Source organism: Janthinobacterium sp. UMAB-56 (assembly GCF_900095265.1).
In the GTDB taxonomy this organism is placed as follows: Bacteria; Pseudomonadota; Gammaproteobacteria; order Burkholderiales; family Burkholderiaceae_D; genus Janthinobacterium.
In genome coordinates this window covers 216,903-239,871 of sequence record NZ_LT607656.1, presented here as the reverse complement: position 1 = coordinate 239,871, position 22,969 = coordinate 216,903, and the positions used below count along the sequence as shown (strand labels likewise).

Annotated in this window: 20 protein-coding genes; 3 read left to right on the top strand and 17 right to left on the bottom strand. The window is 61.9% G+C overall.

Annotation, left to right across the window (positions count from 1 at the left end; all coding sequences use genetic code 11):
* The 3 genes from K0F85_RS28770 to argJ all read right to left on the bottom strand — a co-directional run.
* On the bottom strand, window positions 1–278 hold a 278-nt coding region (locus K0F85_RS28770; RefSeq protein WP_257572766.1), incomplete at its 3' end, for an NUDIX domain-containing protein.
* Window positions 275–1,141, bottom strand: coding sequence for an ATP-binding protein (locus K0F85_RS13965; RefSeq protein WP_219116594.1), 867 nt, complete (start codon window positions 1,139–1,141; stop codon window positions 275–277). The genes K0F85_RS13965 and K0F85_RS28770, both read right to left, overlap by 4 nt.
* Window positions 1,138–2,376 carry a bifunctional glutamate N-acetyltransferase/amino-acid acetyltransferase ArgJ gene (argJ, locus tag K0F85_RS13960; protein ID WP_219116593.1) on the bottom strand — a complete coding sequence of 413 codons (1,239 nt, stop codon included), beginning with the start codon at window positions 2,374–2,376 and terminating at the stop codon, window positions 1,138–1,140. The genes K0F85_RS13965 and argJ overlap by 4 nt, the downstream gene beginning before the upstream one ends.
* A 491-nt stretch (window positions 2,377–2,867) precedes the next feature.
* Between argJ and K0F85_RS13955 the strand changes: the two genes are divergently transcribed.
* Window positions 2,868–3,884, top strand: a complete 1,017-nt coding sequence (locus K0F85_RS13955; protein ID WP_219116592.1) for an alpha/beta hydrolase — start codon at window positions 2,868–2,870, stop codon at window positions 3,882–3,884.
* A 78-nt stretch (window positions 3,885–3,962) separates the two neighbouring features.
* On the opposite strand, the gene secA is transcribed toward K0F85_RS13955, so the two are convergent.
* The gene (gene secA, locus K0F85_RS13950; RefSeq protein WP_219116591.1) at window positions 3,963–6,731 is read right to left on the bottom strand and encodes a preprotein translocase subunit SecA; all 2,769 of its coding nucleotides are present in this window, start codon (window positions 6,729–6,731) and stop codon (window positions 3,963–3,965) included.
* A gap of 384 nt (window positions 6,732–7,115) precedes the next feature.
* Here secA and K0F85_RS13945 point away from each other — a divergent pair, with 384 nt between their 5' ends.
* Window positions 7,116–7,523: a DciA family protein gene (locus tag K0F85_RS13945; protein WP_257572765.1), complete on the top strand. Its 408-nt coding sequence runs from the start codon at window positions 7,116–7,118 to the stop codon at window positions 7,521–7,523.
* Between the two features lie 125 nt (window positions 7,524–7,648).
* Here the strand turns inward: K0F85_RS13945 and lpxC are convergent, their stop codons facing one another.
* The 3 genes from lpxC to K0F85_RS13930 form a co-directional block, all read right to left on the bottom strand.
* Complete coding sequence (gene lpxC, locus K0F85_RS13940) at window positions 7,649–8,584, bottom strand: UDP-3-O-acyl-N-acetylglucosamine deacetylase (RefSeq protein WP_219116589.1); 936 nt, start codon at window positions 8,582–8,584, stop codon at window positions 7,649–7,651.
* 61 nt (window positions 8,585–8,645) lie between these two features.
* Entirely contained in the window at window positions 8,646–9,488 is an 843-nt protein-coding gene (locus tag K0F85_RS13935; RefSeq protein WP_219116633.1) for a DMT family transporter, read from the bottom strand.
* A 160-nt stretch (window positions 9,489–9,648) separates the two neighbouring features.
* Entirely contained in the window at window positions 9,649–10,422 is a 774-nt protein-coding gene (locus K0F85_RS13930) for a helix-turn-helix transcriptional regulator (protein WP_219116588.1), read from the bottom strand.
* A gap of 104 nt (window positions 10,423–10,526) precedes the next feature.
* Here K0F85_RS13930 and K0F85_RS13925 point away from each other — a divergent pair, with 104 nt between their 5' ends.
* Window positions 10,527–11,303, top strand: coding sequence for a class I SAM-dependent methyltransferase (locus K0F85_RS13925; RefSeq protein ID WP_219116587.1), 777 nt, complete (start codon window positions 10,527–10,529; stop codon window positions 11,301–11,303).
* Window positions 11,304–11,350: 47 nt separating this feature from the next.
* On the opposite strand, the gene K0F85_RS13920 is transcribed toward K0F85_RS13925, so the two are convergent.
* From K0F85_RS13920 to mraY, 10 genes are all read right to left on the bottom strand, one after another.
* Complete coding sequence (locus K0F85_RS13920; protein WP_219116586.1) at window positions 11,351–11,857, bottom strand: peroxiredoxin; 507 nt, start codon at window positions 11,855–11,857, stop codon at window positions 11,351–11,353.
* A 233-nt stretch (window positions 11,858–12,090) separates the two neighbouring features.
* Entirely contained in the window at window positions 12,091–13,299 is a 1,209-nt protein-coding gene (ftsZ, locus tag K0F85_RS13915; protein WP_219116585.1) for a cell division protein FtsZ, read from the bottom strand.
* A 154-nt stretch (window positions 13,300–13,453) separates the two neighbouring features.
* Window positions 13,454–14,686, bottom strand: coding sequence for a cell division protein FtsA (ftsA, locus tag K0F85_RS13910; protein WP_010394955.1), 1,233 nt, complete (start codon window positions 14,684–14,686; stop codon window positions 13,454–13,456).
* Window positions 14,687–14,731: 45 nt separating this feature from the next.
* Window positions 14,732–15,550: a cell division protein FtsQ/DivIB gene (locus tag K0F85_RS13905; RefSeq protein ID WP_219116584.1), complete on the bottom strand. Its 819-nt coding sequence runs from the start codon at window positions 15,548–15,550 to the stop codon at window positions 14,732–14,734.
* Window position 15,551: 1 nt separating this feature from the next.
* Complete coding sequence (locus tag K0F85_RS13900) at window positions 15,552–16,520, bottom strand: D-alanine--D-alanine ligase (protein ID WP_257572763.1); 969 nt, start codon at window positions 16,518–16,520, stop codon at window positions 15,552–15,554.
* Between the two features lies 1 nt (window position 16,521).
* Complete coding sequence (gene murC / locus K0F85_RS13895; RefSeq protein WP_219116583.1) at window positions 16,522–17,925, bottom strand: UDP-N-acetylmuramate--L-alanine ligase; 1,404 nt, start codon at window positions 17,923–17,925, stop codon at window positions 16,522–16,524.
* Between the two features lie 10 nt (window positions 17,926–17,935).
* Window positions 17,936–19,030, bottom strand: a complete 1,095-nt coding sequence (gene murG, locus K0F85_RS13890; protein WP_219116582.1) for an undecaprenyldiphospho-muramoylpentapeptide beta-N-acetylglucosaminyltransferase — start codon at window positions 19,028–19,030, stop codon at window positions 17,936–17,938.
* Window positions 19,027–20,238 (bottom strand): putative lipid II flippase FtsW, encoded by a 1,212-nt coding sequence (gene ftsW, locus K0F85_RS13885; protein ID WP_219116581.1) that lies wholly within the window; start codon window positions 20,236–20,238, stop codon window positions 19,027–19,029. The genes murG and ftsW overlap by 4 nt, the downstream gene beginning before the upstream one ends.
* A complete protein-coding gene (gene murD, locus K0F85_RS13880; protein WP_219116580.1) occupies window positions 20,238–21,794 on the bottom strand; it encodes a UDP-N-acetylmuramoyl-L-alanine--D-glutamate ligase in 1,557 nt (518 codons plus the stop codon). The genes ftsW and murD overlap by 1 nt, the downstream gene beginning before the upstream one ends.
* A complete protein-coding gene (mraY, locus tag K0F85_RS13875; RefSeq protein WP_034784967.1) occupies window positions 21,794–22,969 on the bottom strand; it encodes a phospho-N-acetylmuramoyl-pentapeptide-transferase in 1,176 nt (391 codons plus the stop codon). Before mraY ends, murD begins: the two co-directional genes overlap by 1 nt.

Here is a 22,969-nt window from a genome sequence, read left to right as displayed (position 1 = left end):
CGGCTGATATAGAAATGCAGGCGCACATGGGCGTGTGGATACACATATTCGACGCCGCACCAGGCCTCGGCACTGTCGATAGTCAGTCCCAACTCTTCGACAAACTCGCGTTTCAAGGCGTCGAGGATGGCCTCGCCCGGTTCGACTTTACCGCCAGGAAATTCCCAATAGCCATCATAGGGCTTGCCGGCCGGGCGCTGGCCCAGCAACACGTCGCCATTTGGCTTCATCAAGATGCCGACGGCCACGTCCACCGGTTTGATGTTCACTTCGCTCATTGCGGCAACCTTCCCGCGTAGTCGCGCGCAAATTGCCACGCTACCCGGCCTGAACGGGAACCGCGCTGCAAGGCCCAGCGCAGGGCATCGCCGCGCGCCTGCGCGATCTGCTCCGGCGTGCAGCCGAACGAGGCGAGCCAGTGGGCCGCGATATCGAGGTAATCATCCTGCTTGAACGGGTAGAACGACAGCCACAGGCCGAAGCGCTCGGACAGCGAGATTTTCTCTTCCACCGTCTCGCCCGGATGCAAATCGCCATCGTCGTCCGTCTTGTAGCTGCTGTTGTCCGACATCCGTTCCGGCATCAGGTGACGACGGTTCGAGGTGGCATAGATCAGCACATTGTCCGATTGCGCGGCGATGCTGCCGTCGAGCGCCACTTTCAGCGCCTTGTAGCCGCTTTCGCCCTCTTCGAACGACAGGTCGTCGCAAAAGATGATGAAGCGTTCGGGACGCGCCGCCACCAGGTCGACGATGTCGGGCAAGTCGGCCAGGTCCGCCTTGTCGACTTCGATCAGGCGCAGGCCCTGGTCGGAAAACTGGTTCAGGCAGGCCTTGATCAGCGAGGACTTGCCCGTGCCGCGCGCGCCCGTCAGCAGCACGTTGTTGGCGGGACGGCTGGCGACGAACTGGCGCGTGTTCTGCTCGATCTGCGCCTTTTGCGTGCCGATATTGTGCAAGTCGTCAAACGCGATGTTCGACACGTGGGCTACCGCCTGCAGATGACTGGCCGCGCCCTGGCGCCGGCGCCAGCGGAAGGCAAAGCTGTTCCAGTCAGGTGCGGGCGTCGGCTGCGGCAGGATCGCTTCCACCCGCGCCAGCACGGCCTCGGCGCGGATCAGGAATTGATCGAGGCTGGTCATGAGCGGTAGTCGGCGTTGATCGACACGTAGTCATGCGACAGGTCGCACGTCCACACGGTGGCCGTGGCATCGCCGCGCGCCAGCTTGACGCGGATGGTGATCTCGCTTTGCTGCATCACGCGCTGGCCATCCTGCTCCTGGTAGTCCGGGTTGCGGCCGCCATTCTTGGCCACCCATACGTCGTCCAGGTACAGGTTCAACTGGCCCACGTCCAGGTCGTCCACGCCGGCATAGCCGATGGCGGCCAGGATGCGGCCCAGGTTCGGGTCGGAGGCGAAAAAGGCCGTTTTTACCAGCGGCGAATGGGCGATGGAATAGGCGATCTTGCGGCATTCTTCCACGTTGCGGCCGTCTTCCACGGTCACCGTCATGAATTTGGTGGCGCCTTCGCCGTCGCGCACGATGGCTTGCGCCAGGAAAGTCGACAGTTCGGTCACGGCAGCGGCCAGTTCCGCATAGTGCGGCGTATCGATGGAATCGATCACCAGGCTGCCGGCACCGGTGGCCACCAGCATGAACGAGTCATTGGTGGAGGTGTCGCCATCGATGGTGATGCAGTTGAACGATTTGTCTGCCGCCTGTTTCACCAGATGGTCCAGCACAGGCTGGGCCACGGTGGCGTCAAACGCAAGGAAACCCAGCATGGTGGCCATGTTCGGCTTGATCATGCCGGCGCCCTTGCTGATGCCCGTCAGGGTGACCGCATGGCCACCGATGGTGACGGTGCGCGAGCCGGCTTTCGGCTGCGTGTCGGTGGTCATGATGGCTTCGGCGGCCGAGAACCAGTTGTCCGAAGTGAGCGCGGCCACGGCTTGCGGCAGGCCGGCGACCAGGCGCTGCACGGGCAGCGGTTCCAGGATCACGCCGGTGGAAAACGGCAGGATTTGCTGCGGCGCACAGCCCAGCAGCTCGGCCAGCGCGGCGCAGCTGGCCTGCGCGTCGGCCAGGCCCGATTCGCCCGTGCCCGCATTCGCGTTGCCCGTGTTGACCAGCAGCGCGCGGATAGGCGCGGCGCCTGCCGTGACGGCGGCCAGATTGGCTTTCGAGATTTGCACTGGCGCGGCGCAGAAGCGGTTCAGGGTGAACACGCCCGCCACGGTGGCCGTCGGCGCCAGCTTCAATACCAGCAAATCCTTGCGATTAGGTTTCTTGATGCCGGCTTCGGCAACACCGATTTCAATGCCTGCGACGGCTTTCAGGTCGGCGGCGACGGGCTTGGGAGAATTGACGGCCATAGGAGTTCTTCTGCGAGGGAAAATGGAAGCGCTATTGTAGCGTCTTCGCGGCGCCGGTGAGCATGCGCAATCGAATAGTCGCGGCGCGCCAGGCTTGCGCTGGATCAAAGTAGCGCCGGCTGGCGGGACTAAGGTGGAAGGATAGACGAAGGCGAGTCTGGTACAAGCACCCGGAGGAGGATGTCATGGCGCATGGCATGTCATACCAAAAGCACCGCGGCAGTCTTGGCTGGTCACACCGGCTGTGCTTGCTATGCCTGCTATGCCTGCTGGCCGGGCTGACGGGCTGCGTGCATCAGCGTGATCCACGGGATGCCGCGCCTGACCCCACCTCCACTGAACCCGCGTCCGAGGCGCCTCCGGCGGCAGCTGAAGTCCCAACTTCTGGCAATGTGCCACAGCGGCCACCACGCATACCCTGGTCAAATGGATTGGAGACCTTGGGCGGATTCCTTGGCAACTTCAGCACAGGCAGCGGCGGGGGCAAGCTTATGTCCGGCACCGATACGGCGCCTGACGGCGCGCTGCACGTCACCGTGTACTACGCGACCGACAGGAAATACCAGCCGGGCAGCAATAGCTATGGCTGGCAACCCAACCGCGCGGCGCCCTACCTCAGCTACGGCAGCGTTAAGGTCAGCATTCCCGCAAAAAGAGCGCCAGGTGAACTGCCCTTGCCACCCTGGTACGACGTCATTTCCAGCCAGAACGCGCAAAAATATGTGCTGATCAAAGGTGTTGCGCGCCTGTCGCGCATGGATTTCCTTGCGGCCATCAAGACGAAAATCCAGACCGAACCGAACCGGCGTGCCGCCTTCATCTATATCCACGGCTATAGCAATTCCTTTGACGATGCCGCCCGCCGCACGGCGCAGATGGCGGTCGACCTCGATATCGGCGCCATTCCCGTGTTCTACAGCTGGCCATCGAAAGGGACTTTTGCCGGCTATGAATTCGACCAGAATTCCGCCGAATGGACACAGGCGCACCTGCAGGCTTTCCTCGCCGATTTCGCCGATCACTCGTCCGCCACCGATATTTACATCATTGCCCACAGCATGGGCAACCGTCCGATGACGGTGGCCCTGGCCAACTTGCTGGAAAAGCGCCCTCAGCTGCGGCCACTGTTCAAGCAAGTGGTGCTGGCGGCGCCGGACATCAATGCCGATGTATTTCGCGACCAGATCGCCCCCCGCTTTTTCAGCCTGAATCTGCCCACCACCCTGTATGCCTCGGCAAACGACAAAGCCATCCGCGCCTCCTACACCTTTTCCGAATGGGACAGGATAGGCGACATGCGCAGCCCCGTCATCGGCATTCCCGGCATGGAGCTGGTCGACGCCTCTTCCGTGATCATGAATTTCATGGGCCATGATTACTTTGCCAGCAACCGCGCCTTGCTGACCGATATCGCCACCCTGATCAAGACGGGACAGCGAGCGAAAAACCGGGGTGGACTGAAAGGCATTCCATCGTCGCAGGCGCCACAGTACTGGGCATTTCCCTGAGCGGGGGGGCGGGCATCAGGTTTCGGCCATAAAAAACGGAGACCGCAGTCTCCGTTTTCTCGCATCAGCAAACCTGGCTTAGGCCAGCTTGCCGTGGCATGCCTTGTACTTCTTGCCGCTACCGCAAGGGCATGGATCGTTACGGCCCACTTTGACGCCCATGCTCACGCTCATGTCGTCGACGTTGTCCATGTTGCCGCCGGCCGCAGGCGCCAGCAGTTCTTCCGGCGCCGCGTTCGGATCGAACTCGGCGTGCTGGTAGTGCACGTTTTCCACGTGCGACTGCTGCATCGCCTGTTCAGCCGCATCGACTTCTTCACGCGACTGGATACGCACCGTCATCACGTGTTTCGTGACGTCGTTCTTGATCATGTCGAGCATCTGGCCAAACAGTTCAAACGCTTCGCGCTTGTATTCCTGTTTCGGGTTCTTCTGCGCATAACCACGCAGATGGATACCCTGGCGCAGGTGATCGAGCGCCGCCAGGTGTTCGCGCCAGTGGCTGTCGACGCTTTGCAGCATGACATTGCGTTCGAAGCCGCCAAACGATTCCTTGCCGACGATATCGATCTTCGACTGGTACACGGCATCGGCCGCAGCCAGCACTTTTTCCAGTATCTCGTCGTCCGTCAGGGTCGAATCGGCTTCCAGCATTTCATGCAAGGGCAAGTCGAGCTGCCATTCGCCGGACAGGGTGTTTTCCAGGCCCTTGATATCCCACTGCTCTTCCACCGATTCATGCGGCACGTACTCGTGTACCAGGTCGGTGAACACGCCATGACGCAGCGAACCGATCATTTCGGAAATGTCTGTCGTTTCCAGCAACTCGTTACGCTGCTGGTAGATGACCTTGCGCTGGTCGTTGGCGACGTCATCGTATTCCAGCAATTGCTTGCGGATGTCGAAGTTGCGCGCTTCAACCTTGCGCTGGGCCGATTCGATCGAGCGCGAGACGATGCCTGCCTCGATCGGTTCGCCTTCCGGCATTTTCAGGCGGTCCATCACGGCGCGCACGCGGTCGCCGGCGAAGATGCGCAACAGCGCGTCGTCGAGCGACAGGTAGAAGCGCGACGAACCCGGATCGCCCTGGCGGCCGGCACGGCCACGCAACTGATTGTCGACGCGGCGCGATTCGTGGCGTTCGGTGCCGATGATGTGCAAGCCGCCCGCATTGACCACGTGGTCGTGCAGCGATTGCCATTCATCGCGCAAGGTCTGCGACTGGGCTGCCTTGTCGGCATCGCTCAGTTCAGCATTGGCTTCGATGAACTTGATCTGGTTCTCAACGTTACCGCCCAACACGATGTCGGTACCGCGACCGGCCATGTTGGTGGCGATGGTGATGGCTTTCGGGCGCCCTGCCTGAGCGATGATTTCCGCTTCGCGTGCATGCTGCTTCGCGTTCAGCACATTGTGCGCCAAATCGGCCTTGCTCAGGATGCCCGACAGCAGTTCCGAGTTTTCGATCGAAGTCGTCCCCACCAGCACGGGCTGGCCACGCTCGTAGCAATCGCGGATGTCGTTCAACATCGCATTGTATTTTTCCGCCGACGATTTGTAGACCTGATCCTGGCGGTCCTTGCGCTGCAGCGGACGGTTTTGCGGGATCACGACCGTTTCCAGGCCATAGATTTCCTGGAATTCGTATGCTTCGGTATCGGCCGTACCGGTCATGCCGGCCAGCTTGGCGTACATGCGGAAGTAGTTCTGGAAGGTGATCGAAGCCAGGGTCTGGTTCTCGTTCTGGATCTTGACGCCTTCTTTCGCTTCGACGGCCTGGTGCAAGCCATCGGACCAGCGGCGGCCCGTCATCAGACGGCCCGTGAATTCGTCGACGATCACCACTTCATTGTTCTGCACCACATAGTGCTGATCCTTGAAGTACAGCGCATGCGCGCGCAGGGCCGCATACAGGTGATGCACGAGGGTGATGTTGGCCGAATCGTACAGCGACGCGCCTTCCGGCAGCAGGCCCATTTCCATCAGGATGCCTTCGGCCTTTTCGTGGCCAGCTTCCGTCAGCAGCACCTGGTGCGCTTTCTCATCCTTGGTGTAGTCGCCCGGCACGTCAACCTTGCCCTTGCCGTCCGGCGTTTCTTCGCCGATCTGCAAAGTCAACAGCGCAGGCACTTCATTGATCTTGTAATACAGGTCGGTATGGTTCTCTGCCTGGCCCGAAATGATCAAAGGCGTACGCGCTTCATCGATCAGGATCGAGTCAACTTCATCGACGATGCCGAAGTTCAGGCTGCGCTGCACGCGCTCGCGCGCTTCGTAGACCATGTTGTCGCGCAAGAAGTCGAAACCGAATTCATTGTTCGTGCCATACGTGATGTCGGAGTTGTAGGCCTGCTGCTTGGCGCTGTGCTCCATCTGCGACATGTTCACGCCAGTCGACAGGCCCAGCCAGGCATACAGGCGGCCCATGGTCTCGGCATCGCGCTGCGCCAGGTAATCATTGACGGTGACGATATGCACGCCCTTGCCCGACAAGGCATTCAGGTAGGCTGGCAAGGTTGCCATCAGGGTCTTGCCCTCGCCCGTGCCCATCTCCGCGATCTTGCCGAAATGCAAGACCATGCCACCGATCATCTGCACATCGAAATGGCGCATGCGCAAGACGCGCTTGCTGGCCTCGCGGCAGACGGCAAAGGCTTCCGGCAACAAGGCATCGAGCGATTCGCCGGCGGCGATACGTTCCTTGAAGGCAGGCGTCTTCGCTTGCAGCTCGGCATCCGACAGCTTTTCGATTGCCGGCTCGAGCGCATTGATCTCGCGTACCGTTTTTTGGTATTGCTTGAGCAGCCGCTGGTTGCGGCTACCGAAAATCTGGGTCAGTAATGACATGCTTGAATTCTTGAAAAAACGCCGTTAAAAAAAGCTCGGTAGGTGACAACGAGGTAACAATCGCGTGACCGCACGGAGTTCGACTATGGCAAAAGACGATGATTTTATCATGCGTTCCCGACATGGTTGGGCTAATGCGCCATATAACAATAGCTTAATGACAAACAAATGGCAGAAAATGCGGACATTTTCCATACTGTAAGGCAATACTGCCAGCCCGCCAGCACTGCACCTGCCGCCGCACTCGTCATGCGCGGGCGAGTGTGCTATGTTTCGGCCATGCGAACTCCCACTTACTCTCCGGCACCGCGCCGCGGCTACGGCTTTGCCCGGTCAAGCCCGGCCGTCACGGGCGCAACCGATTTTCTGCGCGGAAACGCGACGATGGCCTCCCTGATGCCCACCGTCACGCGCCTGGCCGCCCTGCAAAAAGATTGCGCCAAGGCCTTGCCGGCAATGTTCGAGCATTGCGACATCCTGCAATTCGAGGGCGGCCAACTGGTGCTGGCCACGCCGAACGCGGCGCTGACTGCCAAGCTCAAGCAGCAATTGCCGAAGTTGCAAGGGGAACTGGAAAGAAAGGGCTGGCAAATTTCAGGCATCAAGCTGAAAGTGCAAGTGATCAAAAGCATCGCACCCATCGTGCATACGCATGCGCTGGTCTTGCCGGAAAAAGCCATGGCGGCCTTGGAAGAGCTGAGCACGGCCCTGCCCGCGTCCAAGCAAAACGAGCAACTGATCGCAGCGCTGCGCAATATGGTGCGCCACCACCGCGAACCTGGGAACACCTGAGAAAAAGTTCATGGCGGCGTTGCATTGCCTGGCCGTACTATTCGTACTGCCTGCGGCAATGCGCCTTGCCCTGAACATTTTTCAGGCGCTCCCGTCGAAGACCTATTTAAAAACAGAAAAAATCGTCAGGTCAAAGACCACTCGCGTTCCATTTGACGCAGATACGACTGCGGCGCAGCCTCGTTGGTGGCGAACGACACGATTTCATAGGATTCCGGCTGCTCCAGCAGCGCCAGCAGCAGCTGGTTGTTCAGCGCGTGGCCCGATTTGTGCGCCGTGTAATACGCCAGCAAGGGGTGGCCCACCAGGTACAGGTCGCCGATGGCGTCAAGAATCTTGTGGCGCACGAACTCGTCTTCATAGCGCAAACCATCGGCGTTGAGGATGCGGTATTCATCCATCACGATGGCGTTTTCCAGCGAACCGCCACGCGCCAGGCCCATGCCGCGCAAGCTTTCCACGTCCTGCATGAAACCGAAGGTGCGCGCACGCGCCACGTCGTGCACATACGACACGTCGCCGAAATCGACGGAAGCGCGCTGCATCGTGCCATCGACGGCCGGGTGATTGAATTCGATGAAAAAGTCGAGCTTGAAGCCGTCATACGGCGACAATCGCGCCCATTTCTCGGCGTCGCCCTTGCCGTGACGTACTTCCACGGGCTTGATAACCTTGATGAATTTCTTCGCCGCCTGCTGCTCTTCCACGCCCGCCTGCTGCAGCAGATAGACGAAGGACGAGGCGGAACCATCCATGATGGGAATTTCTTCCGCATTCACGTCGATAAACATATTATCGATGCCCAGGCCAGCCGCCGCCGACATCAGGTGTTCCACGGTGGATACCCTGGCGCCATCCTTGATCAGCACGGAAGCCATGCGCGTGTCGCCAACGGCCATGGCGCTGGCGGGGAACTCGACGATGGGATCGAGGTCGATGCGGCGAAACACGATGCCCGTGTCGATCGCGGCAGGACGCAAGGTCAGTTCGACCTTGGTGCCAGAGTGCAAACCGACACCGATGGTGCGGACCTGTTGTTTGATAGTGCGTTGTTTTAACATTTCACGATTATATCCAGTTGCGGCCCGGTATGCCTGCCGCCGAAAAAAGCACCATTCGGCATCATGGATGTTCGCTCTCGGCGTGCACAGCCTCCTTGCGCACGAGGTAAATGCCGCTGCCGATGATGATGGCCGCGCCCATCAGCGTGTATTCGTCGGGCAGGGCACGCCACAGCATCCAGTCCAGGGCCATGCCCCAGGCCAGGGCAGAGTATTCGAACGGCGCCACGCTCGATGCCTTGCCAAAACGAAATGCCTCCGTGATGGCCAACTGGCCCAGGAAGCCGCTCAGTGACAAGCCCGCCAGCAACCACCAGTCTTCGCGGCGGATACTCACCCACTCGTGCGCCGACAGGGCCACGCCGCCCAGGGCCATCATCACCATCAGCCAGAAGACCATGCTTTCGCTGGCGTCCGTGCGGCTCAGGATGCGGCCCGTGACGGCGGAAATGGCGTAACAGGCAGCCGAGCCCAGCACGGCCAGCCCGGCCAGCGAAAAGAACCCCGAGCCGTCCGGGCGCAGCGCCACCAGCACGCCCAAGAGACCCACGGCGATGGCGCACCAGCGCGCCAGGTCGACTTTTTCCTTCAGGATAAACACCGACAAGACCGTAATCAGCAAGGGCGCGACGAAGAACAGCGCATAGGTCTCGGCCAGCGACATGCGCTTCAAGCCGTAGGCGAACAGGGTGATCATCAGTACGCCCAAGGCGCCGCGCAGCAAGTGCAGCGGCCAGCGCACCTGCAGCACGTTCTTGAAAGCGCCGCGATACAGCAGGTACAGGCAGACGAGCGGCAGGGATGACAGGGCGCGCAAGGCCGTCACCTGCATGGGCGGATAGTGGGCGGACAGGAGCTTCATGGCCGTGTCCATCAGAGAAAACATGGCGACGGCGACCAGCATCACATAGATGCTGCGCAGGTTTTGGTTGCTGGGTATCAGGACAGACTCCTGGCGAAAGAGCGGGACCGTCATCATGGCGACGGCCGGAGCCAGGACAGCATGGCTTGGAAAGGCAGGGCCAGGCGGTCCGCCAGATTATAGCAAGCCCGGCCGTTTTAACTTATGACACAGGCAACAGCATCACCAGTTTCAAATCATGCTGGCGCGCCAGATGCAAGGTCACCTGATTGAACGCAAGCAGCCCCTGTTGCGCGTGCTGGAACTGGCGCAAGCCCCCATCGCGCCCCTGCACCTGCTGCGTGCTCCACCACTGGCGAAATTCAACACTGGCCCCGGCCAGTTCCGCGATCAGGCCCGCCAGCGGCGCCTGGTCCGCCTGCCGTCCGATATCGGCGCGAAACTCCGCCACCAGGCGCTGTGCCCGCTCGGGCCAGCCGACGACCAGCGCGCGCGCGCCCGCGTCCTGGAACATGAAGCGCAGCTGGTTAGGCGCGGCCGCGTCGCCATGCAGCCAGTCCGTAAACAGCGTGGCGGCCGCCTGATTCCACGCCACGGCATTCCATTCCCGGTCGAGGATGTACGCGGGCGCGTCGATGGCGACGACGATGGCGGCCAGCTCTGTGGCGGCAAGCCCCCCGCCCTCGCCCGTACCATGGCTGGGGTCATGCTTGTCGGCCACCTCGAACAGATAGCCGCGCTCAGCCGCGCTCAGCTGCAGCACCTGCGCCAGGCGCGCCAGCATCTTGGCAGAAGCCGACACGGGCCGCCCCTGCTCCAGCCACGTCAGCCAGGTGGGACTGACCTCGCACAGCTGGGCCAGCTCTTCGCGCCGCAAGCCGGGCGTGCGCCGCCGCCCGCCGCCGGGCAAGCCAGCCATGGCGGGGGTGACGGCTTCACGCCGGGCGCGGATGAATTCAGCAAGTTTGCTCGACATGGCAGGCAGACATGGTAGTAGATATACCAGTATAACTTATGGTCTTGTTACAGGATAATTTTATCCCTATTCTGCATGAACTCAGCCATCAACAGGAGAAAACCATGCAGCAGCACGATGTCGTTACCGAACAGTTTGGCAAGACGGCCAACGCTTACCTGAGCAGCGCCGTCCACGCGCAAGGCGCCGACCTGGTGCTGATGCAGGAATGCGCGCGCCGCCATGGCAGGCAAGGAAAACCACTGGTGCTGGACCTGGGCTGCGGCGCCGGCCACGCCAGCTTCGCCGTCGCCCCCGTGGCCGCATCCGTCGTCGCCTACGACCTGGCGCAGCCCATGCTCGACGTGGTGGACTACGCCAAGGCGCAGCGCGGCTTGCACAACATCCGCACGCAACAGGGCGACGTGGCCCGTTTGCCGTTTGCCGACGCCAGCTTCGACATGGTCGTCACGCGCTTTTCCGCGCACCACTGGAACGACGTGGCCGCTGCCCTGGCCGAAGCCTGGCGCGTGCTGCGCCCGAACGGCACCTTGCTGGTGGTCGATATCGTCGCGCCCAAGACGGCCTTGTACGACAGCACCTTGCAGGCGGTGGAAATGCTGCGCGACGCTTCCCACGTGCGCGACTACCGCACCTGCGAATGGGGCGCCAAGTTCGACAACGCGGGCTTCAGCCACAGCTTGCGCAGCGTGTGGAAACTGAGCATGCAGTTCGACGAGTGGACGGCGCGCATGCGCACGCCAGATGAACGCATTGCGGCCATCCGCAACCTGTTCGATGGCGCGCCCGAGGAAGCGCGCCGGTATTTCGCGCTGCAGGACGATTACTCGTTCAGCATCGATGCAGCCATGTTCGAGGCGACGAAACCGTCGGTACAATAAAAAAAACGGCACCGAAAGGTGCCGTTTTGTCATGCTACGAACAGCGCTTAAGCCAGCTGGCCCAGCAAGGTTTCAGCATTCGACACTTCAAACTTGCCGCCCTGCTCGATGTTCAATTGTGTCACGACGCCATTGTCGACCAGCATCGAGTAGCGCTGCGAGCGCGTGCCCATGCCATGCTTGGAAAAATCGGCGTCCAGGCCCAGGGCCTTGCTGAAGGCAGCGTTGCCATCAGCCATCATGCGCACGACGCCGGTGGCTTTCTGGTCGCGGCCCCAGGCACCCATCACGAACGCGTCGTTGACGGAGATGCACCAGATTTCATCGACGCCCGCCGCTTTCAGGTCGGCAGCGTGCTGCACGTAGCCTGGCACGTGCTGTGCGGAGCAGGTCGGGGTGTAAGCGCCTGGCAAGCCGAAGATGGCGATCTTCTTGCCCTTGACCAGGTCTTGCACGTTGAATGTGTTCGGGCCCAGTGCGCAACCTTCGGTTTCGCTTTCGATGAATTCGGCCAGGGTGCCTTCTGGCAGGGTGTCGCCGATCTTGATGGTCATGTTGACTCCTTGTGTACTGTCGGTTAAGGACGCCGCCCGTTCCATGGAGCGGACAGCGCCCGTGATCTGGTTCTGCCGGCATGATGCCGACACTGCGCAATAGTATGCCTGACTTGTCGTATTTGTGCAGAAAATGGCCGGAAAGGCAAAGCCAAAAGTCAAAAACCGGCAAAAAAAACGGCGACCCTCAGGCCGCCGTCATCGTTGCTGACATCAGATCACCTTAGCGCATCTTAATCCGCTTGTTTGCGCAGGAAGGCTGGAATGTCATACGTTTCCATGCCATTCTTTTCCATCGCGCGTACCTGCTCGGAAGCCGATTCGCGGCGCCATACTGCCGGCGCCTTCATGCCGTCGAAACCAGCTGCCGGCGTAGCCACGCCAACCGTCGTCGCCGCCGCTTGCGCGCTACCCATGGCAGCTGACGGGGTCAACGGGCCGTTATGGGTGCCGGTGCGCAGCACTTGCTGCGGTACCAACTGGATGTTTTTCTTCGCGCGGCCCAGGCCCGTGGCGACCACGGTAACGCGGATGTCGTCACCCATGGCGTCGTCGTAGGCGATACCTTGTGCGATCGACGCGTCCGGCGCGGCAAAGGCGCGCACGGCAGCCATGACTTCCTTGATCTCTTTACCTTTCAGGCCACGGCTGGCCGTGACGTTGACCAGCACGCCGCGCGCGCCAGACAGATCGATACCATCCAACAGCGGCGAAGCGACAGCCTGTTCGGCGGCGATGCGCGCGCGGTCGACGCCGGAAGCGGTCGCCGTGCCCATCATGGCCTTGCCCTGCTCGCCCATGATGGTTTTCACGTCGTTGAAGTCGACGTTGATATGGCCAGGCACGTTGATGATCTCGGCAATGCCGGCCACCGCGTTGTTGAGCACATCATCGGCGTGCTGCATCCATTCCAGCATGCTTTCGTCTTCGTAGATCTCTTCCAGTTTTTCATTGAGGATGATGATCAGCGAATCGACGTGCAGGGACAGCTGCTCCAGGCCTTCGTCGGCGATGTCCATGCACTTCTGGCCTTCGTACGAGAATGGCTTGGAGACCACTGCCACCGTCAGCGCGCCCAGTTCCTTGGCCACTTCGGCCACGATAGGAGCGGCGCCCGTGCCCGTACCGCCGCCCATGCCGGCAGCGATAAAGACCATGTGCGCGCCGCGCAGCGAATCGGCGATGCGGGCGCGCGATTCTTCCGCCAGCTGGCGGCCGACCGCAGGCTTCATGCCGGCGCCCAGACCGGTGTCGCCGATCTGGATGATGTTGTGGGCCTTCGATGTCGACAGGGCCTGTGCGTCGGTGTTGGCGGCAATGAACTCCACACCCGACATGCCTTTGTTGATCATGTGTTGGACTGCATTGCCACCCGCACCGCCGACGCCGACGACCTTGATGACGGTACCTAAAGCTGTGTTATCGACCATATCGAACTCCATGATGTGCTCCTATCAGATGCGGTTTCCAAGCGCCAGGCCTCATAGTGGTAGGAGAACTGGAGATTGAAAACTGCGGTTAAATGTAAAATAAAGTTATGTGTGTGTACCTGCGATGCTGCCAAAAAACCTGAACTGCCGGGCGTCATTCAAGCCCTTAAAAATTCCCTAAAAACCATTCCTTCATGCGCTGCCAGACTGCCTTCACCGAGCCGTCCTGACGCGTCACGATGTGGCCGCGCAGGTATTGCTTCTTCGCTTCCAGCAGCAGGCCCAAGACCGTGGCATAGCGCGGACTGCGCACCACGTCGGCCAGCTGGCCCCGATACTCGGGTGTGCCCAGGCGCGCCGGCTTCAGGAAAATGTCTTCCGCCATTTCCACCATGCCAGGCATGATGGAGGTGCCGCCCGTGAGCACGATGCCCGACGACAGCACGCCTTCGTAACCGGATTCACGCACCACCTGGTGCACCATCGCAAACAGCTCCTCGACGCGCGGCTCGATCACTGCCGCCAGCGCCTGGCGCGACAGGTTGCGCGGGCCACGGTCGCCCAGGCCAGGTACTTCCAGCGATTCGCCAGGGTCGGCCAGGACCTGCTTGGCCACGCCATAGCGGATCTTGATTTCTTCCGCTTCCGCGGTCGGGGTACGCAAGGCCATGGCGATGTCGTTGGTGATCTGGTCGCCGGCGATGGGAATGACTGCCGTATGGCGGATCGCGCCATCGGAGAATACCGCCACATCGGTCGTGCCGCCGCCGATGTCGATCAGCACCACGCCCAGTTCCTTCTCATCGGGGGTGAGCACCGCATCGGCCGAGGCCATCGGCTGAAGGATCAGGTCCGATACTTCCAGGCCGCAGCGGCGCACGCACTTGACGATGTTCTGCACCGCCGACACGGCGCCGGTGACGATATGCACCTTCACCTCCAGGCGGATGCCGCTCATGCCGATAGGCTCGCGCACATCTTCCTGGCTGTCGACGATGAACTCTTGCGGCACCGTGTGCAGCAATTGCTGATCGGTCGGAATGTTAACCGCTTTTGCCGTCTCGATGACGCGCGCCACGTCGGTCGCCGTCACTTCCTTGTCCTTGATGGCCACCATGCCGCTGGAATTGAAGCTGCGGATATGGCTGCCCGCAATGCCCGCGTACACATTGCGGATCTTGCAGTCGGCCATCAGCTCGGCCTCTTCCAGCGCGCGCTGGATCGACTCCACCGTGGCCTCGATATTGACCACCACGCCCTTTTTCAGGCCCTTCGATTCGTGCTGGCCCAGCCCGATCACTTCGTGGCGCCCGTCGGACATCACTTCGGCTACCACCGCCACCACTTTCGAGGTGCCGATGTCGAGGCCGACGATCAGGTTTTTCGCGTCTTTTGTCATTTCTGTCGCCTAGTTTTTTGGGCTATTGTTAAATTGATGATTCGGTTAAGTCGGTTTTTTAATCGGACTGCCATTTTTTTTCCTGATCGCTGGCGCCGGCCTGCCATCCTTGCCTTCGGCCGGTATCACCAGACCGGCGGAACTGAGCGCCAGGCCATTTTGATAGCGCATATCGATCGTGTCGATATTTTCCAGGCGGCTCGCCAGCTGAGGATAAATCCCCACCAGCCGGTCGACCCGCGCCTTCAGGGTCGTATGATTCTGTTCGCGTCCCAGCGCCACGCTCATGCCGTTATCCAGTTTCACTGTCCACGCATAGCGACTCGACAGCGACAGGGTTTCCGGCACCATCTTCAGCGGCGCAAACCACTTTGCCAGCTGCACGTAAGTGGCCAGCACTTCCTTTTCACTGCCATCGGGTCCGGCGAAGGCGGGCAATTCATGGTCGTCTTCGGCTTCGGCCACATTGGCCGTAAACACGTCGCCCTTGACCGACAACAGGCGCCCGTCCTCGCCCCACGTGCCCAGCGCTTGGTGTTCTTCCAGCGCCACGATCAGCTGGTTCGGCCACTCGCGCCGCACACTGGCGCGGCGCACCCAGGGTACCGACTCAAACACGCCACGCACGCTATCGAGGTTGGTCGTGAAGAAATTGCCCTTGATGCGACCCAGCGTACCGCTGCGCAGGGTCAGGTAATTCACGTGGCGCAGGCCCTTGTCGTCCGCGCTTTCCACCTTGATGGTGCGCAGATCGAACATCGGACGCTGCGACACCCACCAGACGCCGGCGGCCACGCACACGACCAGAACCGCGGCCAGCAAGCCGTTGGCAGTCGTATTGAGGCTTTTAGCGTCATGCCACATATCAGCGCTGTCCCTTGTGCATTTTCAGGCTTGCGCCGGCGACGATTTCCAGGCACAGGTCTTCATAGCTGGTGCCTTCCGCGCGCGCCGCCATCGGCACGAGCGAATGCCCAGTCATGCCGGGCGAGGTATTCACCTCCAGCAAAAACAGCTTGCTGTCGGCCGCGCGCATCAGCACATCGACCCGTCCCCAGCCTTCGCAGCCGAGGGCGCGGTAGGCTGCCACGGCGATGCGCTCCATTTCCGCCACGATCGCCGGATCCAGCTGCGGCGGGCAGAAATATTGTGTATCGTCCGTGAAGTACTTGTTCTGGTAATCGTAATTGCCTTGCGGCGCGACGATTTCCACGGCAGGCAGCGCGCGCGCCGTGGCGCCCTGGCCCAGGATCGCGACGGTGAATTCGCGGCCCGTGATGAATTCCTCGGCCAGCACCGAGTCATCGAGATTGGCGGCGATATCATAGGCGGCCTGGAAGGCGCCCGCCTCGCTGACCTTGGTGATGCCGATGGTCGAGCCTTCGTGCGGCGGCTTGACGATCAGCGGCAAGCCCAGTTCCGCTGCGACCTTGGCCAGGTCGGCACTATCGTTCAACACCGCGTACTTTGGCGTCGGCAACTGGTGCATCAGCCAGATCATCTTGGTGTAGATCTTGTCCATGCCCACCGCGCACGCCATCACGCCGCTGCCCGTGTACGGTATGCCCAGCTGCTCCAGCGCGCCCTGCAGGCTGCCGTCTTCGCCAAAGCGCCCGTGCAGCGCGATGAAGACGCGGTCAAATTGTTCAGCGGCCAGTTCGGCCAGGCTGCGTTCGCCCGTATCGAAGGCATGCGCATCCACGCCATGGCTTTTCAGAGCGGCCAGCACGCCCGCGCCGGACATCAGCGACACTTCGCGCTCGGCCGAACGGCCGCCGAACAGGACGCCGACTTTGCCCAATTGTTTAACGTCGATAGCTGAAGCTTGGTTCACGTCAGGCCTTTACAGTGTGAGATTGATACGTTGTCAGTTGTTGCGGGATGCCGCTGATCGAGCCGGCCCCCATGGTCAGCACGACGTCGCCATCGCGCGCCACGCTCATGATGGTGTCGGCCATGTCCGTCATGGATTCGACGAAAATCGGTTCAATCTTGCCGCGCGCGCGCAGCGCATGCGCCAGTGCGCGGCCGTCGGCGGCGACGATAGGCGCTTCGCCTGCCGCATACACTTCCGACAGGAGCAGTACGTCGGGCGCGCCCAGCACCTTGACGAAATCCTCGAACAGGTCGCGCGTGCGACTGTAGCGGTGCGGCTGAAAAGCCAGTACCAGGCGGCGGCCAGGATAGGCGGCGCGTGCGGCGGCCAGGGTCACTTCCGTTTCCACCGGATGGTGGCCGAAATCGTCGACCAGCGCGAAGCTGCCGCCGTTGGGCAGCGCCACGTCGCCATAGCGCGTGAAGCGGCGGCCCACGCCGGAAAACTCGGCCAGGCCCTGCTGCGTGGCGCTGTCGGCGATGCCGATTTCGCGCGCGATGGCAATCGCCGAGCAGGCATTCTGCACATTGTGCATGCCAGGCTGGTTCAGCACCACGTCGAGGTCGGGATAGCCTTCCTGCAGCACGGTGAAGTGCATTTCCAGTCCCACGGCGCGCGCATTGATGGCGCGCACTTCGGCGTCTTCCGCGAAGCCATAGGTGGTGACCGGCTTGGTGACGGACGGGATGATGGCGCGCACGTGCGGATCGTCGATGCACAGCATGGCGCGGCCATAGAAAGGCAAACGGTGCGTGAATTGTACGAAGGCCTGCTTGAGCTTTTCGAAATCGTGCTCGTAGGTGTCCATGTGATCGGCGTCGATATTCGTGATCACTTCGATCATCGGCGTCAGGTTCAGGAACGAGGCGTCCGATTCATCGGCTTCGGCCACCAGGTAGTCGCCGGAGCCCAGCTTGGCGTTCGCGCCGGCGCTGGTCAGGCGGCCGCCGATGACGAACGTGGGATCGAGACCGCCTTGCGCCAGCACGGAAGCGACCAGGCTGGTGGTCGTCGTCTTGCCGTGCGTGCCGGCAATGGCGATGCCGCGCTTCAAACGCATCAATTCACCGAGCATCACGGCGCGCGGCACCAGCGGAATCTTGCGCGCGCGTGCGGCCGCCACTTCCGGATTGTCTTGCGGGACAGCGCCCGATGTCACGACAGCATCGGCGTCGCCGATGTTCTCTGCCGCGTGCCCGAGCATGACGGTCGCGCCCAGGCTCGCCAGGCGCTGCGTCGCCGCATTGCTGCCCAGGTCGGAGCCCGACACCTTGTAGCCCAGGTTGACCAGCACTTCGGCGATGCCGCTCATGCCGCTGCCGCCAATGCCGACAAAGTGGATATTGTTTACTTTATGCTTCACAGAGCTAACCTCATGCCAGTTTTTCCAATACGTGTGCGATCGCCTCATTGGCGTCGCGCTTGCCTGCTGCCAGTGCCGCTTGCGCCATCTGCTGGCAGGTGCCGCGCGTCAAGGACGACAGCATCGCGCTCAGCGACGCCGCACTCATTTCCGTCTGCGGCAGATGAATCGCCGCACCTTGTTTTGCCATCCATTGCGCGTTGTCGCGCTGGTGGCTGGTGGTCGACGCCACCAGCGGCACGAGCACGCTGGCCACGCCGGCCGCCGTCAATTCCGACAGGGTGATCGCGCCAGCACGGCAAATCACCAGGTCGGCCTCGGTATACGCCTTGGCCATGTCATCGATGAAATCGACCACATTGGCTTGCACGCCCGCCTGCGCGTACGCGGCATGCAGGGCGTCGATATTCTTCTTGCCCGACTGGTGCGTCACCAGCGGACGCTCGCCCTCCGGCATCAGGGCCAGCGCGGCGGGCAGATTATCGTTCAGCGCTTTCGCGCCCAGGCTGCCGCCCACCACCAGGATGCGCAGCGGTCCGCTGCGGCCCGCAAAGCGCGTGGCTGGCGGCGCCATCGCGAGGATCTCGGCGCGCACGGGATTGCCCGTGACGACGGCCTTGCCGGCGGCGCTGCCGAAATCGGCAGGAAAGCCGAAGCACACTTGCTGCGCCAGTGGCACCAGGGTCTTGTTCGACAACAGCAGCGCCGCGTCGGCATTGACCAGCACCAGCGGCACGCCCTTCAGGCGCGCCATCAGGCCGCCCGGCACGGTGACGTAGCCGCCCATGCCCATCACCACATCCGGCTTGCGGCTGGCGATGAAACGGCGGATGGCAAAAAAGCTGGCCAGCATCCTGAAGCCGCCCTGGATGGTGTGCGCCAGGCCCTTGCCGCGCATGCCGGAAAACGCGATGGCATCCATGGGAATACCGCTCTTCGGCACCAATTCCTGCTCCATGCCGTGCGTCGTGCCCAGCCAGCTCACTTCCCAGCCGCGCGCGCGCATGGTCTGCGCAATCGCCAGACCGGGGAAAATATGGCCGCCGGTGCCGGCCGCCATGATCATCAGTCTTTTCGTCGTTTTCAAATTCGTCACGTTGTTCATAGCCGGCCTCCCCGCATCAGGATCCGGTTTTCGAAATCGATGCGCAGCAGGATCGCCAGGCCGATACAGTTAATCAGTACGCCCGTGCCGCCATAACTCATCAGGGGCAAGGTCAGCCCTTTGGTCGGCAGCAGGCCCAGGTTCACGCCCATGTTGATGAAGGTCTGCACGCCGATCCAGATGGCGATGCCCTTCGCCGTCAGGCCGGCAAAAGTCTGGTCGATGGCGATCGCCTGACGGCCGATGTCAAACGCCCGCTTGATAATCCAGTAGAACATGCCGATCACGATCAGCACGCCCACCAGGCCCAGTTCCTCGCCGATCACTGCCAGCAAAAAGTCCGTATGCGCTTCGGGCAGGTAGTGCAGCTTTTCCACGCTGCCGCCCAGGCCCACGCCAAACAGTTCACCGCGCCCGAAGGCGATCAGCGAGTGCGTCAGCTGGTAAGCCTTGTTCAGGGCATTGTCTTCCTGCCAGGGATCGAGATACGCAAAAAACCGCTCGCGGCGGAATTTCGACAAGGCGATGATGGTGACGAAAATCGCCGTCAGCATGGCGCCGATGCCGCCGAACCAGATGGCGTTGACGCCGCCCAAAAACAGGATGCCCATGGCGATGCAGACGATCACGCCGAAAGCGCCCAGATCGGGCTCCATCAGCAGCAGCAGGCCGACGAAACTGACGGCCAGCGCCATCGGCATGAAGCCCTTGGTCAGTTTGTGCATGTATTCCTGCTTGCGCACCGTGTAGTCGGCCGCGTACAGCACCATCACCACCTTCATCAACTCGGACGGCTGCGGCCGCAGGCCGGGCAGGTTCAGCCAGCGGCGCCCGCCATTGACCGACACGCCCAGGCCAGGTATCAGCACCATCACCAGCAGCACCAAGGTGCCGATGAACAGCCACGGCGCGATCTTTTGCCAGGTGGCGACGGGGATGCGGAACACCAGCGCGCCGACGATGATCGACACGCCGATGAACAGCGCTTGGCGCACGACGAAATAACTGTTCGAGTAGGCGGCAAACTTGCGCGCGTCCGACAGCGAAATCGACGCCGAATACACCATCACCATGCCCAGCAGCATGAGCAGCAGGACGACCCATACCAGCGGCTTGTCATAGTCCATCATCTTCGACTGCCGCGCGCGGCTATCCAGCGGCTTGGCGGCAGAACCGGAACCAAAGCTGAAAGGCAGTTGGAAGGCCATCAGATATCCTGTCCGTTTTCCAGGGCGATGTCGCGCACGGCGTCGACAAACACCTGCGCACGGTGCGCATAGTTCCTGAACATGTCCAGGCTGGCGCACGCGGGAGACAGCAGCACGGCATCGCCGGCCAGCGCCAGGCTGCTGGCGCGCTTGACGGCTTCCGGCAAGGTGGCGCAGTCGACGATGTCCACACCGGCCGGTTCCAGGGCCGCGCGCAAGGCCGGCGCATCGCGGCCGATCAGCACCACGGCGCGCACATAGCGCGACACGGGTTCAGCCAGCGGCGAGAAATCCTGCCCCTTGCCGTCACCGCCGGCGATCAGTACCAGACGCTGTTCCGCGCCGCCAAACGCCTTGCCCAGGCCAGACAGAGCGGCCACTGTCGCGCCCACGTTCGTGCCCTTGCTGTCGTCGTAGTATTCGACTTCAGCCACGGCCGTGATCAGTTCCACCCGGTGCGGCTCGCCCTGGTATTCACGCAGACCATGCAGCAGCGGGGCGAATGGCAGGCCGATGGCGCGGCACAGGGCCAGCGCCGCCAGCGCATTCGAGGCATTGTGCTGGCCGCGGATTTTCAGCGCGTCGGCCGGCATCAGTTTCTTCGCCATCGTCGGCACCGGTTCCGGCGCGGGATCGTTCTTCTTGCGTTTTTTCTCGATGACTTCTTCGCTGGGCACGGCTTGCGCCAGCCAGAAGATGCCCCGCTCATTGACCAGGCCAAAGCTGTCTACCTCCACCGGCTCGCCCGTGCCGAAGGTGATGCTCCCGGCCAGCGGATCGGCCATGTGCATGACTAACGCATCGTCGCGGTTCAAAATACGCACGGTCTGTTCGCCGAAGATGCGCGCCTTGTCATTGGCATACGCCGCCATGTCACCATGCCAGTCCAGGTGATCCTGCGACAGGTTCAGGACCGTGGCCGCATCGGCCTGCAGGCTGAAGGTCGTGTGCAGCTGGAAGCTGGACAACTCGAGGATCCACGCTTGCGGCAAGGTGCTGGCAACAGCTTGCGCCACTTCAGCTTCTGCATCCATCGTCTGCGGCGCAGGCTCGGCATCGAGCACTTCGCGCAGCACGTCGAGCGCGGCCGGGCTGATATTGCCAGCCACGCGCGTTACCATGCCCGCGCGTTCGCACAACAAGCCTACCAGGCTGGTCACCGTTGTCTTGCCATTCGTGCCCGTGATGGCGATGACTTTCGGTGCATAGCCGCGTTCTGCCTTGAGCGCGGCCAGCGCCTGCGCGAACAGTTCGATCTCGCCCCACACGGGGATATTTTTTTCAGCTGCCGCCGGCGCAATCTGCGCCAGTTCGCGGCCCGGCGCCAGGCCAGGGCTGACGGCGACGAAATCGACGCCGTCGAGCAGCCCGGCCGTGAAGACACCGGCGATGAACTGCGCCTGCGGCACGGCGGCCTGCAACGCCGCCAGGCGCTCCGGATTTTCACGTGTATCGGCCACGCGCACGCAAGCACCGCTGCGGGCCAGCCACAGGGCCATCGCCAGCCCCGATTCGCCGAGGCCCAGTACCAGTGCGGTTTTAGCGTCGTACATCATCAGCGCAGCTTCAAGGTAGTCAGGCCGAGCAGCACCAGCATCATGGTGATGATCCAGAAACGCACGACAACCTGCGTCTCCTTCCAGCCTTTTTGTTCAAAATGGTGATGCAGGGGCGCCATCAGGAAAACGCGGCGGCCAGCGCCATAGCGCTTCTTGGTGTACTTGAACCAGACGACCTGGATGATCACGGACAGCGTTTCGACGACGAAGATGCCGCCCATGATGAACAGGACGATTTCCTGGCGCACGATGACGGCAATGGTGCCGAGTGCGCCGCCCAGTGCCAGTGCGCCCACGTCGCCCATGAACACTTTCGCAGGGTGCGTGTTATACCAGAGGAAGGCCAGACCGGAACCGGCCAGCGCGCCGCAGAAAATCACCAACTCGCCAGCGCCAGGGATGTGCGGGATGAACAGGTAGCGCGCATACGTGGCGTTACCCGTCAGGTAGGCGAACAGTCCCAGGGCCGTGCCCACCATCACGGTCGGCATGATGGCCAGGCCATCAAGGCCATCGGTGAAATTGACGGCGTTGCTGGTGCCGACGATGACGCAATAGGTCAGCGCAATGAAGCCCCACACGCCAAGCGGATAGCTGATGGTCTTGAAGAAAGGAACGATCAGGTCGGCCTTCGGCGGCAAGTCCATGGCGAAGCCCGATTGCACCCAGGCGTAGATCAGATTCCACACCTGGCCGGCATTGGGCTCGGAGATGGAGACGGAAAACGCCAGGTAAAACGCGGCAGCAATGCCGATCAGCGACTGCCAGAAGTATTTCTCGCGCGAGCGCATGCCTTCCGGGTCCTGGTGCACCACCTTGCGGTAGTCATCGGCCCAGCCGACGGCGCCAAAGCCCAGCGTGACGATCAGCACGGGCCAGATGAAACGGTTCGACAGGTCGGCCCACAGCAAGGTGGAAATGCCGATGGCGATGAGGATCAGCACACCGCCCATGGTGGGGGTGCCGTGTTTTTTCAGATGCGTTTGCGGGCCGTCCGTACGCACGGCCTGGCCGACCTTCATGCGTGTGAGCATGCGGATCACGGCGGGACCGGCGCACAGGCCGATCAAAATCGCCGTCAAGGTGGCGAAGACGGCGCGGAAAGTGATGAAGTTAAAGACCCGCAATGGGCCAATGTCGTCCTGGAAATAATGAGCGAGCCAGAGCAGCAT

Coding starts and splice junctions, on each gene's coding strand:
- secA (WP_219116591.1), bottom strand. CDS start 6,731: ATGTCATTACTGACCCAGATTTTCGGTAGCCGCAACCAGCGGCTGCTC.
- K0F85_RS13930 (WP_219116588.1), bottom strand. CDS start 10,422: ATGTCGAGCAAACTTGCTGAATTCATCCGCGCCCGGCGTGAAGCCGTC.
- argJ (WP_219116593.1), bottom strand. CDS start 2,376: ATGGCCGTCAATTCTCCCAAGCCCGTCGCCGCCGACCTGAAAGCCGTC.
- K0F85_RS13965 (WP_219116594.1), bottom strand. CDS start 1,141: ATGACCAGCCTCGATCAATTCCTGATCCGCGCCGAGGCCGTGCTGGCG.
- K0F85_RS13905 (WP_219116584.1), bottom strand. CDS start 15,550: ATGTGGCATGACGCTAAAAGCCTCAATACGACTGCCAACGGCTTGCTG.
- K0F85_RS13925 (WP_219116587.1), top strand. CDS start 10,527: ATGCAGCAGCACGATGTCGTTACCGAACAGTTTGGCAAGACGGCCAAC.
- murD (WP_219116580.1), bottom strand. CDS start 21,794: ATGATGTACGACGCTAAAACCGCACTGGTACTGGGCCTCGGCGAATCG.
- ftsZ (WP_219116585.1), bottom strand. CDS start 13,299: ATGGAGTTCGATATGGTCGATAACACAGCTTTAGGTACCGTCATCAAG.
- K0F85_RS13920 (WP_219116586.1), bottom strand. CDS start 11,857: ATGACCATCAAGATCGGCGACACCCTGCCAGAAGGCACCCTGGCCGAA.
- ftsA (WP_010394955.1), bottom strand. CDS start 14,686: ATGACAAAAGACGCGAAAAACCTGATCGTCGGCCTCGACATCGGCACC.
- mraY (WP_034784967.1), bottom strand. CDS start 22,969: ATGCTGCTCTGGCTCGCTCATTATTTCCAGGACGACATTGGCCCATTG.
- K0F85_RS13935 (WP_219116633.1), bottom strand. CDS start 9,488: ATGCTGGTCGCCGTCGCCATGTTTTCTCTGATGGACACGGCCATGAAG.
- lpxC (WP_219116589.1), bottom strand. CDS start 8,584: ATGTTAAAACAACGCACTATCAAACAACAGGTCCGCACCATCGGTGTC.
- ftsW (WP_219116581.1), bottom strand. CDS start 20,238: ATGGCCTTCCAACTGCCTTTCAGCTTTGGTTCCGGTTCTGCCGCCAAG.
- K0F85_RS13955 (WP_219116592.1), top strand. CDS start 2,868: ATGTCCGGCACCGATACGGCGCCTGACGGCGCGCTGCACGTCACCGTG.
- K0F85_RS13945 (WP_257572765.1), top strand. CDS start 7,116: ATGGCCTCCCTGATGCCCACCGTCACGCGCCTGGCCGCCCTGCAAAAA.
- murG (WP_219116582.1), bottom strand. CDS start 19,030: ATGAACAACGTGACGAATTTGAAAACGACGAAAAGACTGATGATCATG.